The following is a 14,266-nucleotide window of genomic DNA, read 5'->3' as shown; positions in this document are numbered from 1 at the left end:
TTATTTATCGTTTATTACCATCTTAATTCATCACTATCCATAAATTCGTCATAAGAGGAAATAATCACCTGATCTCCTTCAGACAAACCTTCTAATATTTGATAGTTTTCTACATTCTTTTTACCGAGAACAATATCTCGTTTAACAGCCTTGTTTCCATATTCATTGAGAATAAATACCCAGTTACCACCAGTGTCATTATAAAAACCCCCTACAGGAACCAATAATTCTTTTGAAGGATTTCCCAATTCAATCTTTAATCGAATTGATTGACCACTCAAAATATCTTCTGGTATGTCATTTGAATCAAATTTGAGGTCTATATCAAATTCGCCATCTTTTACAGTTGGATAGATATAACTAATAGTTAGTAAATACTTTTTATTATCTAAAGTAGCCGTGGCCCTAAGATTTTTTTTAATTCTTGAGAGATATAATTCATCAATAGAAACTCTTACTTTGTATGAACCTATTACATCAACTTGACCAATACGCTGCCCTTTTTCAATATTTTCACCTTCACCAAATTGTTCGGTTGAAAGCAAACCATCTATTGGTGCTTTGATAATAAGATTGTCAAGAATCTGCCTAACTCCGTCTAAACTTTGAATCATTCGGATTTCTGAAGTTCTCAACTGCCGTAATTGCACAATTCTCGAGGTAGAGTCATTTTTAAATGATTCATTAGTAAACTTTTTTCTTTTCTGGTTGAATAGAAAATCAGCTTTGGTTTGTTCAATCTCCTGTTTTGCAATAATGTCTTTACTATACAAAATACTATCTCTTCGAAACTTTGGTGCAAGTACTTGTAAAGAATTTTCTATCTCAGCTAATTCTTTTTTCTGAGAAAGATAATTTTGATCTAGTTGTAGTCTGGTAGTTCTTACTCTGTTTATTTGCTCGTTTAATGAATTTTCCTGACTTAGAACACTCAATCTGAGGTTTGCATTTTCTAACTGGAGTATTGGTTCTCCTTTTTTTACAATTGTTCCGCTTTCTTTAAAAACTTGAACAATATTTCCTCCTTCAACAGCATCCAGAAAATAAGTGCGATTTGGGATCACTTCTCCTGTTTCAAGAATATACTCTTGGAAATCCCCTTTCACCACGGTTGCAATTGTAAGCTTATCTTTTTCTATTTTCATTCGGTTTCCAAAACTAACTTGGTAGAAAACCACCACAGCTATTAATAGAACACCTATACTGGCAAGCATCATTTTTCCTTTGCCAGTCTTATACCATTTCTTTTTTACAATTTTTCTATCCATGATACTTTCTTCTTTTATTGTCTTCATATATACAACTGGTATGCCAAAAAATTAAGTTATTGATTTATAGTGTTTTATGTTTTATTATTGTCCTTAATCGGACATTTTTAATTGATTATATTTTCAAAATCGGACATTTTCGGACAATCTGCGGACAGTGTACTAAAATAATAGTAACTTTAGCATATTCTTAAAAGGTAAAGTATCATTTAAGAATTAGTATTAATCAACTTCACAAAATCTTGATATATGCCCAATAGTAAAGAAAAAAGTGGTACTATCTTAATTGTTGATGATCATGCGAGTATCCTGCAGGCTGCCAAACTCTTTTTAAAAAGGCATTTTAAAGAAATAGATACTCTAATTTCTCCTGATTCTATTCCTATCATGCTTGCTGATAAGAGTTATGATCTGATCTTACTAGACATGAATTTCACCAAAGACACCAGCAGTGGAGTTGAGGGTTTTTTTTGGTTAAAGAAAATATTAGAAATAGACCCTTCTGCGGTTATTGTTTTAATGACTGCCTATGGTAATGTAAAAACTGCTATTAAAGCTATCAAAGAAGGTGCAAGTAACTTTATAATTAAGCCATGGGATAATGACGAACTACTGGCCACCCTCCACTCATCTATTCAAATGCGCAATAACAAATTAAAAATTGCGCAATTACAACAACAAAAACAAGAGCTTAATAGCCAAATTAACAACAGGTACAAGGAAATAATAGGACATAGTACTGCTATTCTAAAAATTTTTAAACTTATAGATCGGGTTGCTGTTACAGATGCAAATGTTTTGATTCTTGGCGAAAATGGTACAGGTAAAGAATTGATTGCAAGGGCTATTCACAGAAATTCAAAGCAAAAAGACCAAAATTTTGTTAGTGTAGATCTAGGGGCTATATCAGAAACTCTTTTTGAAAGCGAACTTTTTGGGCATAAAAAGGGGGCTTTTACAGATGCAAAGGAAGACAGAATGGGTAGATTTGAAGCCGCTGATAATGGTACGCTCTTTTTAGATGAAATTGGAAACCTTTCGCTACCATTACAAGCTAAACTCTTACAAGCACTCCAAAATCGTAGAATAACCCCAGTGGGCTCTAATAAAGAGATTCCTGTTAACATCAGACTTATTTGTGCAACAAATATGAATATTGATGAGATGATTGCTGATCAAACATTTAGACAAGATTTACTCTATAGAATTAATACCATTGAAATTAAATTACCACCGCTCCGTGAGCGCATAGATGACATTTCATTATTGGCTTATCATTTTCTAAAAAAATATGCTAAAGAATACCTGATGAACATAAAAGGAATAAGCAAAGAAGCTATCAACCTACTTCAAAGTTATCATTGGCCGGGTAACGTTAGAGAACTGCAGCATGTTATAGAACGTGCTATCATTATTTGTGATAGTGAAATTCTACAGCCCGTTGATTTTGATCTAAAAACTATATCGGGTCAAGCAAACTCCTCCACCCAGAATTCTCAAATGAACTTGCAAGATACTGAGAAGAATCTTATTAAAAAATCGCTTACCAAAAATGACGGGAATATAGCAAAAACAGCTGATGAATTAGGCCTTACAAGACAATCGCTTTACAGAAGACTCAAGAAATATGACCTTTAACAAATTTGAAACAACCGTTCTTAAAAAGTTCATAATACTGTTAGCATGCTTGTTTGCGGAAGTCTATATATTTATTGTAGTTACTCCTCCTTATAACTGGCTTATTTGTCTGGTGTTAGCAGCTTTGATTATATATCTCATTAAAAATATTTTTGAATATATTACTAATACAAATCGTAAATTAGTCCTTTTTTTAGAGTCTATTACACATTCTGACTTTTCACTTAAATTTAAAGTCAATTCAGAATTAAATGACAGTTTTGATAATCTTAATTCCAGTTTTAATTCTGTCTTAGAAGCTTTTCAAAGAGAACGTTTTGAGAAGCAAGAACATCTTCAATATCTTAATACGATAATAAAGCATGTTAATGTGGGATTAATTGCTTTCAATATTGAAAATGATAAAATAGAATTTCTTAACAATCATGCTAAGATTCTCTTGAATCAATATTCTGTAAAAGACCTGAAAGACTTACAAAAGACTGACGCCAAACTTTATAATTTCTTTAAAAATATTTCTCCTAAAAAAAACAGAACCCTTTTCTTGAGTGCACAAAAACATATTGCTGCATTTGCTACCATCTTAAAGCTTTCTAACAAAACTATTAAAATTATTGCCCTTCAAAACATTTATCGAGAGCTAAGAACCAAAGAAATGGAGACTTGGCAAAAATTGACTTCTGTTCTGCGTCATGAAATTATGAACAGTATTACTCCCATCACTTCAATAAGCAAAACACTTTTGAATATCATTGATGAGGACTTTGAATTTAAAAATGAGCATTACACCATTAGTGAAAGCGGCTTAAACGATATACGAGAAGGTCTTATTGTTATTAATGAACGTACCTACTCTTTAACTGATTTTGTAAGTGCCTATAAAAGCTATACAAGCCTTCCAAAGCCAAAAATGGAAGACTTGTATATCCCTGAGATTATTAATAAGGTAGGAGCCTTAATGAAAATTGACTTCCAACAAAAACAGATTCATTTTGAACAATCGCTAAACGAACCTGAAAGACTTACTGTTAAAGGAGACGCATCTCTTCTTGAAATGGTGCTCATTAATCTTTTAAAAAATGCCACTGATGCGGTTACCGATATAGATACACCTCAAATAAAAATTTACAGCGGACTCGATCAAAATTTAAACGTATTTATTAGTGTAAAAGATAATGGCAAAGGCATCTCAGAACAGGCATTAGAAAAAATATTTATACCGTTTTTTACAACCAAGTCTTCTGGATCTGGAATTGGATTAAGTATCTCAAGACAAATTATGGAAATGCATAATGGTTCTTTAATTGTTGGGCAATCTGAAGATGATATGACCACATTAAAGATGGTATTCCATAAAGAGTAATTCTAATACTCACAAAGAAATCCATGTATAAAATGGCAGTTTGCGTTTTAAATAGCTAACGCATTAATTTCAGATCTAACACCCGTCACAAGTGATTGGGCCAATACATCTAGAGAATCTACTATTGGTATTAGAGTCATTCGTTCCCTTGGTATTAACGAAAACTCGGTACAACCCAAAATAATTACTTCCACCTTGTTCTCCAGAAAATACTGTAAGGCTTGGTTAAGCAACTCATATACTGGAGGGGTTACCTCAAAATTAGCTTTTAATCCAAAGACAGGGTCATATATCATTCGATGAATTACTTTATCCTGAAAATGCTTTTCAGGTATAAATACCTCAAATCTCTGGTTTTCTAATGGTGTAGTATACACATTAGATTTATAGGTACCGTTAGTAGACATGACTGCTATTTTTTTTGCATTGGGATACATATATTTAGTATGTTTTACAGTTTCGTGTACCATATGCTTTAAGCTAACTTCTATGCCTTTGTTTTTGAGTTCTTTAGTAATAACATCAAAAATTCGAGGAACATGGGTTGTGTTGCATGGTATTCCAATTATCCCTGCGCCTGATCTATATAATAATTGAATGATCTCTACGATTTTATTCGCAGGATTCTCCAAAGTAAATCCTTCTAAGAATTTTGTGCGATCTTCTATCACCTTAGAATAAGAGAGGTGAGCAATAGAGATATGGTCTTGATCGGTTTTAGCTTCTGAATGCTTAACAATAGATTCATGAAGTGCCAGACCCGCTCTTGGTCCCATCCCTCCAACAATTCCAATGATTTTCTCGTTTTCGATCATGATAAAATGTTTTTAAAAGTATTGATAATAAATACCCAAAGTGTTACAAAAGTTTCATTGCAACTAGAGCGACATAGATACAAGCACCCTACGATCTCCGGTATATGGGTTTCGTCCATGACTTACCAATTCGTTATCTACTAGAAGAATTTCATTTTTGTCCCACTTGGGAGCCACCGTAACACTTTCAATTGAGTTGATAATATTTTTAACTACCGCCTCTTCTATTTGGCTCCCATCCCCGTATTCAACATACATTGGGAAATCATTTGGATTTTCAAATAATAATTTAATGGTTTCGTAGTACTCTTCACCAAGATGAGAAGGGTGAAACTGGTCTATTTGATTAAACCATACCTTGACACCCGTATTTCTGTGTTTAATAATACCGTCCCTTTTGTGGATTAATCTGATGCTATCATCTGCTTTCCATTCAAATTCAATCTGTAATTTTTTACAGTACGCTTCAACTTGTGCCTTTTCTTCGGTTTCAAAAGTATTTTGCCAAGAAGGTCCCATGCCCATGCCTCCGTGAAGATTTCTTATATAAGTAACTCCTTTTTTCTCCACTTCTTCCACAATAGACTTATCTATCACATTTAAAAGTTCTCTACTATCTGCCAACAAAGTTTCGCCACCAGTTTCAGCTACCTTTAAACAGGAAAAAAACAACTTTCCTGGCCATTGATGAGAATAAGACAGCTCATTATGCATTGTGATAATTTGTGTCTTATCATATTCTGTAGATGTATAAACATTCCCAGAAAGCTTGGTTCTGGGACTATTACCATCAATATAGCTTAGAAACTTTTCAGATATTGAATCTATAATCCACTGAAAATCTTCCTGATTATTTATACTAACACCTTGAAATTTAATAGCTCCAATAGCTTCTAATTGTTTTTCAATTTCATTATGGTTGCTTTTATAATAGGCAACAAACTGATCTTTTGTCATCATATCTGTTTCCATGATATGAGGCAGCATGCTATTTTTAGTAATCATTCTTAAAGTTTTTAAAATTTGCTTATATAATTAACGAATTAAGAGAGTTTACACTCTTTATTTGAAGTGAAATTCTAAAGATCTACTCCTACTTTTTGAGCTACGGAATTGGTATAAAACACCTTGGCAACCGCCATATCGAAAATGGACATTCCCATAGGGTTAAACATAACCGATGTTTTGTTGACCAATTTCTCTAAACAATCATTAACAACCACGTCTATAATTGAATACGTATCTTCCTTTTGCAATCCACATTCTTTGTGCATGGCTTCTATATCTGTATTTTCTCTACAGATTTCTTCCCATTTGTCTACCACAATACCCTTCTTGAAATACTTAAGCATTTCAGGTGAGTAGTCTCTTAATGATACATTTAGATGGAGAGAATTCTCTTTGGGAACAGCATTAATATATCTTTTATCTGAAACCGTACAGGTTATAAACACATCTGCTCCCTCAAAAGCCTTTTCCCAACTGTCTGTTACCGTTACATTAGACGCATCTTTTAAAAGCTCAGGATGAATAGGTTTAAGATCATAAATGAAAATTTCTGCATTGGTATCTTTAAAAAAATCCTGAACCATTTGTAAATGGTATTGTCCGATAGGCCCAAAACCAGTAATTCCGATTTTTGGATTTACTAATTTTTTATGGTTGTTATAACGCTTTAAAAGCAACCTGCTAACTGCAACCGTTCTGATAACACTAACTAAAGAAGTATTTATGATTGAAATAGGCTCTCCGGTATCTGCAGAATTTAAAATTGTTACACTATTTGCTCTTGGAATTCCTTTATGAATATTATCGGGAAAACTGGCAATCCACTTGATCCCTGCTATATCAAAATTATTCCCTAGATAAGCGGGCATCGAGATAATACGATTGGTTAAGTTTTTAAACCTGAGATAAGGTTTAATTGGTTGCACTGTTTGCCCCTCTGAAAGACAAACAACTGCGTCTTCTGCTGTTTTGGTTAACTGTTCCCAGTTAGCTCCCAATTTCTGAATACTTTTTTGGTCTAGATATTTCATTTTTTTCTTGATTTTTATAAACTTTATTTATGTAAGCGTGTCCGCGATCTGGACAGATAATTAAGGCCTTAGAATTAGGATCAAGTTCGTACTCCAACATCATTTTTGCCGCTGTATAAACTGCTCCAGAAGAGCCTCCAGCAAAAATCATTTGCTCATAGAAAAGTTCATTACAACCGTTAATAATCTCTTGTTGTGAAAGAATCAATTGGTGGTCAATACTCCCTAGTTTTATAAACTCACTTTCTTTACTGGATCCCATACCAGATATACTTCTTGGTTTTGGGATACCACCCATGGCCAGTGATCCTTCAATATCTACTGCAATTACTTTTAGATTTGGAAATTGCTCTTTGAGACGCAAAGACAGCCCGGTAACAGTTCCACCGGTACTCACTGCGACAAATAAGTAGTCTAAGCGATCAAAATCTCTTATGATCTCAATAGCCAACGTGTTATAATAACTACCATAGTTATTTGGATTTGAATACTGATTAATAGAAAAGTAATTTTCATTCTTTGCTACCAATCTTTTAACGGTTTCTATTCTTGAAAGCAAATAGCCCCCTGTATAATCCTTTTCGGCAACTTTGATGATTTTATGAGCTAAAAACGAAAGGTTTTTTTCCTTTTCCTCAGTTATAAATGGATCTACTACGGCAATAAATTTCAAACCAAGGCATTTACAAACCCCGGCAAGACCCGTCGCAAAGTTTCCTGAAGAGGACTCAACTATGGTGGTGCTTTCGTTTATTTCTCCACTTTCAATTGCCTTTTTAAAGGCATAAACAGCAGGGCGATCTTTAATACTACCCATAAAACTGTTAAACTCTAATTTGGCATAGAGATTTACCTTTTGAAAATCCAGTTGATAATTCGGTGTGTTTCCAATAAGCTTCTCTAGCCTATTGATTTTTTCAATCAATTTCATAAGTTCTTATAAATTAATAATATTAGATAGAGTGCCCTATGAGCATTTTGATATTTCAAAAACTCTTGTAAAAAGTTTCTAATAGCAGTAGAAACCTATTTGAAGATATCTTTAAGAATTAACAGTTAAGCAGTTTAAGTTCTGGGTTGATTCTATTTTAAGAATTTAATTAACTCCAAAATTAATAGGGGTAGCTTTCAGTTCTAGCTCAAAACCATATTATGCAGATGTCTTAAGTCAGAGTGCTAGTTTAAATTGCTTTTTTTTCAATCCATACTTCAACCAGAAGAAAATGATTGCTAGCAATAATACAATTAGAATGGTGATTAAATGGGGTTGTGAAAATTGTGTAAGTAGATTATTGGCTTCATAATTAATCATTGTTTTTTCTACAAATACCAGGGGTATTCCAGTGTACATATAAACGATTGGTAATAAAAAAATACACACTACTATTCTCAAGAAAAAACTGTTTCTTACCTTTTTGATCCAGAACGTTTGAGTTAATAGTATCAAAAAAGTGAACGATAAAAATAAAGGGCTAAACTTTTGAATCTCATCAAAAAAGTGAACTGCTTTTATCATATATATTAGACTAACAAGAAGATAAATCAATCCACTCCATCGCAGCAAGGTTGCGCATGTATCAAGTGCATGTTTTAAAACCTTTTTAAGTCTGTTTCTAACAAACAAGCGAATAATACTTATTACGAAAATTAAAAATGCAATGGCCATCAAAAAACCTTCAGAAACTATAAATAAGGGATTTCTAGATTCTTTTTTCTGGGTCCAATCAAAATTATAATAGTTTTCAATTAACTCATTATACAGTTGCTTTTCTCCTTTCAATTGAAAAAGAGATCTGAAAAAAGATAACAACTCTATGCTATAAGAATCAGAGAAATACACAATGTTATAATACTTAAAATTAGAAGTCAAATTATTTAATCTTCTGCCAAATAAATCTCCATAATCGCTATTTGTTAGATATACATATCCTCTTTTATTTTCAATTGAATAAGCAAACTGAGATTTAAAACCGGAATTACTCCCGTTAAAATTAAGTACTCTTTCATCCCCATTCTCAAAAACAAAGAAGCCATTGGTTAAATAGGCTTTAAAGTCACTGTAATCTGCAAATAACATGTGTTGATTTAATAAATAGTCAATACTTTCTTTAGAAAGATATTTTTCATCAAACAGCGCAGTTAAGAGTTTTACATAAGAAGCAGCATCTGTAAACATACTTGATGCCGGAGAAATATGGTCTGATGCGGTTGGTGTTTCTTTTCCTGTGAAGTCATGACCTTTTGAATAAATAACGTTAGCTCTCTCTTTATTTAGGAAAAAAGAGGTTTTTTCTTCTATTTTCAAGGGCTTTAATACCAAGCGCCTCATGTATTCTTCATAGCTCTCACCAAGAATTACGGTTATGGCATCTGCCAGATAGTTGTAGCCTGCCCCAGAATATACAAACTCAGTTCCAGGATTGGCAACAATCTCAAGAACAGAAGGATCATTAAATTCTATCCAATTTTCAATTCCCGAAGTATGATTAAGTAGCATCCTTGGAGTGATGAGCTTATAGCGTTCATCATGAGCCAATTCTTTCTTTTCAAGAATTTTATACAATGGCTTATCTAAGTCGAGTACCTTCTGCTCTACAAGTTGCATGGCGGCAAAAATAAAATACATCTTAGACAAAGAACAGGCTTCAAAAAGCGTATGCTTTGTCACCATAGACATATTACTCATATTCATATAACCATAAAAATTGGTATATACAACCTCTGCATCTTCTATAACTGCCAGAGATACTCCATGAATACCCGTCTCCTGAAGTATAAGCTCAATTTCGTGATCAAATTCTTTCACATCTTCCTGCTTGGTAAAGTCATACTGTTGCGAAAATGCTATAAAGGGAACTGCCAGAAGGACTAGATACACTATGGAAGAAGTCAATTTACTTTTAAATCTTCTTTCTTTTTCCTGTTTTCGAAGTCTGATTTTCTTTTTCATTTTTTATTGAGCTATTAAATTTGGTATTTTATAAAAACATATTAGGTGTTGCTTCCTCAAAGTTTCTTTGAAGAAGTTTTCCATTCTTCATTTCAAAAACACGATCTGCCACATGAAAATAATTATCATCGTGGGTGATCGCTATAACAATTTTACCCTTGCGCTTCATCTCTGGAAGTAATTGCTTATAAAAGAAGTTTCGGTAATGTGGATCTTGGTCTGCTGCCCATTCATCAAAGAGAAATAAAGGGGCATCTTCAAGATAACACTGTAATAATCCTAAGCGTTTTCTTTGACCAGACGATAACTCAGTAGTACTATATTCGTTATTACGAATAGTTACTTTTCCCTCGAGTCCTAAAATCTCTATGAGCTCTGTTATCTTATCTTGATCATATTGTTTTTCATCTATGTTGTAAAGCTTTTTAAATAAATATGGTGGATTAAAAACTACAGAAAAGTGTTCTCCAAGAGTTTCGGCCTTCTGTCTATCTTTATTAATAAAAATAGCACCTTCCTCAGGTGCATACAGCCCTATTAATAGTTTAGCGAGTGTAGATTTACCACTGCCATTGGCTCCAATGATAAATATTATTTCTCCACCATGTGCCTCCAGATCTATTGGGCCTATCCCGAAAATTTCTTGTGTGTCGTCTACTTTTGGATATGAGAAAGTAATGCCTTTCGCCTCAAAAGAATAAATGTCATTTGTGTAGGAATGTATGAGTTCTTTATCTGCCTCATCTACTGGTATGTCGGCAATAAAGGCTGTAATTCTTTTCCAGGCTACCTTGAACCGCATAAGTTCAGGGCCAGAGTTAAGAAGACTTTGAAGCGGGGAAAGAATGTAAAGCAAAACAATTACAAAACTAGCAGTCAGATAGAAATTCATCCCACCATAAAATAAGGGTAATCCATATACAATAATCCCCAGTAAAAGAAGAAGCATAGATTCACCAAATAGCTGTGCGTTTAAAAAATTGATGTCTGCAAGAATAATTTTATCCCTAAGTCTTCTGGCACTCGTCTCAATATCAGTTTTATACTTTTCTTTGCTTTTTTTGTGAAGATCTATTTCCTTGAAACCATGTATCATTCCATCAAGAAGCCTCATAAAAAGTCCTCTTTCATCTCTAGCCTCTTCGTAATAAATGTCTGTTTTTTTGCTTACGTAATAATAAATAAGGGTAAGTATCATAATAACCACAAATAAGACAACTGTAGTCCATACTTCCAGAGTTGCCAAATAAACAAACGTGCCTGCAATTGCTATAGAAGATATTACCAGACCTGTAAAAGTACCTGCTGCATTACCTATTACGCTCACGTCTTGATCTAAGGTAGCGTATACTCTACCTTTATCTATGCTCTCAAAATTTTGATAGGAGGTTCCAAAAATCTTTTCTGTTAGTTTGATTCTCAAATCGTATACAAGACCCAGCGAAATATTGATAAGATGATACTGTACCTGACGTCTTCCGATAAGATAAACGCCTAAAACCAACAGATAATAAAAGATCTGATATTTTAGATCTAATTCCGGATTAAAGGAAGAAGTAATCATTGAAATAATAACTACATCAGAAAGACCAGATATAATACTCATTAAAATAATTTGAGGTGCTTTGCTAAAATATCTGTTCTTTTCAGGAAAATAACTGCTTATTATATAGGTTATATAACTAAGACCTAAGGCTGTTAGCAATGCATAACAAAACCATTCTAAGCTTCCGGGGTACCAGTTCAGTAAGATTTCCCAGTTTCCATAACCCAAATAATCCGGAAGCAGATACAATCCAAAAACAAAAGGCATTAATACAAAGAACATAACTGTCCATCGCTTTATCCTTTTTGATGTTACTCCTGCGTAAAAGCGCTTCTTTTGATAATATCGTAACATCACCCAACAGAGATAAATAAGTACAATTGCGCTGTACACAAACAAAATAATTGATAAAAAGGCATAGAGCTTATCCTTTTTATTGACCTGAATGTTATCTGTAAGTTGCCCCCCAGCTATTAGTTGCATTACAGACTTACCTATGACAGCAGTATGAGGTGAATTAATATTAGCCAGAACTGCGACTCCACTATTATTCGTTTTATTAAAAGCGATAAAAGAAGAGTAGTTAGGTGTACTTCCTTTTTCAAAAATATTTTTGTTTCCCTTTAAGGAAATCTGCCATCCTATCGCATAAGAGATCATGTCACCATGAAGTGGAACATCTTCATTACGCGTATGAGTCTGTTCTATAAGATTACTAATTTCTGATGTGCCACTATTTAAATTGTATTGTATCCATTTAGCAACCGTTTCAGCATCCGCAGCAAACTGAACAAAATTTTGATCCTCTTTTAAATTAGTACTCTTGAAAGCTTTCGGAGCATAAAAATTGATCTTATGCCCTGTTATTTCCGATTTTTTACTTTTACTGCTAGTCACGATTTTTTCGAGGCCAAGGGGTAAAAGAACCTGTTCCTCTATAACGGTTTCAGCAGACTTTTTGGTTACTTCTTGTAAAATAGTATGAAGAAGCATATAGTTTGCAGGGGCATAAGAATAGTGCTCCCCTGGAACTGAGATTAATCTGGTGCTTTTAATAAGATCATCCATTTGAGCATCTTTATCGCTATCTATACCAGCAAGCACCTGAAAATGAATCTTGGGTTTTATTCCACTAGTGTGCTGCAGCAATTGCCGGATGGTGATTTCATAAGGTACTCCATCAAAATCCATTTGAAACCCAGCTAGATAATCAGAAACGGGGGCTTCTAAAGAAATTAGATTCTTTTCAGCTAATGCTAATACAGCCAATGAAGTGAACGCAAAACTATTATCACCTAACTGGAAAGGATGTTCGCTATTAACTTTTACTCCAGTATCAACATTCGCTACACCGTAGTTTTTGAAGTTTACTTTGCCATTATTAATTACTACCAGGCTTATTCCAGGAATACTGCCTTCTTCCTGAAACTGATGTACTAAATGATCTATCTTTTCATCAGGAATTGAAGTAACTTCTAGCTTTTGTGACCAGACACTAACCATCCCAAGAAAAAACAGGACACCCAGATAAAAGATATTTTTTGTAAAATTAGATGCCATGTGTGAAAGTATTTTAGTTTCGTTAATTTTCATTAGAAGTTACTCGTTAGGAATTAAGGTATATTTAAATCTATCCATAATAAACTCAGAAAGTTGTTTAACCGTAGGTTGCTTCATTATGGAAAAATGATCTCCCTGAACTATTTGTATTTCTAATTTATCAATGTGTTTTTGCAGAATTATAGTTTGGGTATTGGAAGCAGAGGCCTTAATAAAAATAGATGATCCCTTTAGAAAGCAGTTCATTTGATAATTGTCTGCCGCCATTCTTAACATCCGTAATGTGTTGGTTATTTTTATTAATTCTTTTTTGGTATGATTTTGAATTTCCGGTATCATCACCTTTAGTTCCGGAGGTATCATGTCAACTAATTTTTGGTGTGGAATTTGAGCGAATTCAGGTGTTTGTAAATAATGATCCCAAAGTGAACGCACATCTATGAAATTGTAAGAATCCATAAAACTGCTTTCAAAAAGTGTTTTTATTAACGCAATCTCTCCATCTACAGAAATTGATTCTGATACTTCATCAGCCTCTTCATTAAAGTAGGTGTCTATAAAGAATGTATCTACCTGTTCGCCTATGGCTTCTAATTGTTTTGCGATCTCAAATGTGATAACTCCACCTATACTCCATCCGGCAATATAATAAGGCCCTTTAGATTGAATCGCTTTTATTTTTTCTACATAATCCTGAGCAATTTCTTCAATTTTGAGTGTTTCCGGATCATACTTTTCTTCTTCGAATTTTAAACCAATACAATTGTATTGATGCATTTCTTTAACAAGCGCAACATAGCCTTCAACCTTCCCTGATCCGTCATGTACAAAAAAGATTGTTTCATGATTTGAATTTCCCTCCTGAAGCCAAATAACATTGTCTTTATATTTAGAACCAGAATGTACTGATTCTTCAATTTTACTCGCTAAATTTTTAAGAGTTGGGCCTTTAAAAATGTTTGCTAATGGAATGGTCACATCAAATACCCCCTTAATTCTATGCATGAGCTTTGAGGCGAGTATTGAATGTCCTCCTAATTCAAAGAAACTGCTGGTAGCACTTATTAACTCAGGGGCTAAATTGAGA

Annotated in this window: 10 protein-coding genes; 2 read left to right on the top strand and 8 right to left on the bottom strand. The window is 33.6% G+C overall.

Annotated features, from left to right (window positions below; genetic code table 11):
• Positions 1–14 precede the first annotated feature (14 nt).
• Positions 15–1,295, bottom strand: a complete 1,281-nt coding sequence (locus WBG07_RS04590) for an efflux RND transporter periplasmic adaptor subunit (protein ID WP_340199339.1) — start codon at positions 1,293–1,295, stop codon at positions 15–17.
• A gap of 222 nt (positions 1,296–1,517) precedes the next feature.
• On the opposite strand from WBG07_RS04590, the gene WBG07_RS04585 reads away from it, so the two are divergent.
• Complete coding sequence (locus WBG07_RS04585) at positions 1,518–2,906, top strand: sigma-54-dependent transcriptional regulator (RefSeq protein WP_340199338.1); 1,389 nt, start codon at positions 1,518–1,520, stop codon at positions 2,904–2,906.
• Complete coding sequence (locus tag WBG07_RS04580; protein ID WP_340199337.1) at positions 2,896–4,269, top strand: sensor histidine kinase; 1,374 nt, start codon at positions 2,896–2,898, stop codon at positions 4,267–4,269. Before WBG07_RS04585 ends, WBG07_RS04580 begins: the two co-directional genes overlap by 11 nt.
• 47 nt (positions 4,270–4,316) lie before the next feature.
• Here the strand turns inward: WBG07_RS04580 and WBG07_RS04575 are convergent, their stop codons facing one another.
• The 7 genes from WBG07_RS04575 to WBG07_RS04545 all read right to left on the bottom strand — a co-directional run.
• Entirely contained in the window at positions 4,317–5,084 is a 768-nt protein-coding gene (locus WBG07_RS04575) for an aspartate/glutamate racemase family protein (protein ID WP_340199336.1), read from the bottom strand.
• A gap of 63 nt (positions 5,085–5,147) precedes the next feature.
• Entirely contained in the window at positions 5,148–6,089 is a 942-nt protein-coding gene (locus WBG07_RS04570) for a TauD/TfdA family dioxygenase (RefSeq protein WP_340199335.1), read from the bottom strand.
• Positions 6,090–6,163: 74 nt separating this feature from the next.
• Positions 6,164–7,123: a 2,3-diaminopropionate biosynthesis protein SbnB gene (locus tag WBG07_RS04565; RefSeq protein ID WP_340199334.1), complete on the bottom strand. Its 960-nt coding sequence runs from the start codon at positions 7,121–7,123 to the stop codon at positions 6,164–6,166.
• Entirely contained in the window at positions 7,080–8,054 is a 975-nt protein-coding gene (locus tag WBG07_RS04560; RefSeq protein WP_340199333.1) for a pyridoxal-phosphate dependent enzyme, read from the bottom strand. The genes WBG07_RS04565 and WBG07_RS04560 overlap by 44 nt, the downstream gene beginning before the upstream one ends.
• A 237-nt stretch (positions 8,055–8,291) precedes the next feature.
• A complete protein-coding gene (locus WBG07_RS04555) occupies positions 8,292–10,073 on the bottom strand; it encodes a serine hydrolase domain-containing protein (RefSeq protein WP_340199332.1) in 1,782 nt (593 codons plus the stop codon).
• Positions 10,074–10,101: 28 nt separating this feature from the next.
• Positions 10,102–13,179 carry a cyclic peptide export ABC transporter gene (locus WBG07_RS04550; RefSeq protein ID WP_340199331.1) on the bottom strand — a complete coding sequence of 1,026 codons (3,078 nt, stop codon included), beginning with the start codon at positions 13,177–13,179 and terminating at the stop codon, positions 10,102–10,104.
• 39 nt (positions 13,180–13,218) lie between these two features.
• Positions 13,219–14,266, bottom strand: a 1,048-nt coding sequence (locus WBG07_RS04545; protein WP_340199330.1) for a thioesterase domain-containing protein, incomplete at its 5' end; no start/stop codon positions are given.

Source organism: Ascidiimonas meishanensis (assembly GCF_037782385.1).
GTDB classification, from domain to species: domain Bacteria; phylum Bacteroidota; class Bacteroidia; order Flavobacteriales; family Flavobacteriaceae; genus Ascidiimonas; species Ascidiimonas meishanensis.
The sequence above is the reverse complement of the archived record's forward strand: the minus strand, read 5'-3'. Positions and strand labels throughout refer to the sequence as shown.

Excerpts from the sequence above, each read along its gene's own strand:
- WBG07_RS04570 (WP_340199335.1), bottom strand. The coding sequence starts at position 6,089 with ATGATTACTAAAAATAGCATGCTGCCTCATATCATGGAAACAGATATG.
- WBG07_RS04575 (WP_340199336.1), bottom strand. The coding sequence starts at position 5,084 with ATGATCGAAAACGAGAAAATCATTGGAATTGTTGGAGGGATGGGACCA.
- WBG07_RS04590 (WP_340199339.1), bottom strand. The coding sequence starts at position 1,295 with ATGAAGACAATAAAAGAAGAAAGTATCATGGATAGAAAAATTGTAAAA.
- WBG07_RS04580 (WP_340199337.1), top strand. The coding sequence starts at position 2,896 with ATGACCTTTAACAAATTTGAAACAACCGTTCTTAAAAAGTTCATAATA.
- WBG07_RS04565 (WP_340199334.1), bottom strand. The coding sequence starts at position 7,123 with ATGAAATATCTAGACCAAAAAAGTATTCAGAAATTGGGAGCTAACTGG.
- WBG07_RS04550 (WP_340199331.1), bottom strand. The coding sequence starts at position 13,179 with ATGGCATCTAATTTTACAAAAAATATCTTTTATCTGGGTGTCCTGTTT.
- WBG07_RS04555 (WP_340199332.1), bottom strand. The coding sequence starts at position 10,073 with ATGAAAAAGAAAATCAGACTTCGAAAACAGGAAAAAGAAAGAAGATTT.
- WBG07_RS04560 (WP_340199333.1), bottom strand. The coding sequence starts at position 8,054 with ATGAAATTGATTGAAAAAATCAATAGGCTAGAGAAGCTTATTGGAAAC.
- WBG07_RS04585 (WP_340199338.1), top strand. The coding sequence starts at position 1,518 with ATGCCCAATAGTAAAGAAAAAAGTGGTACTATCTTAATTGTTGATGAT.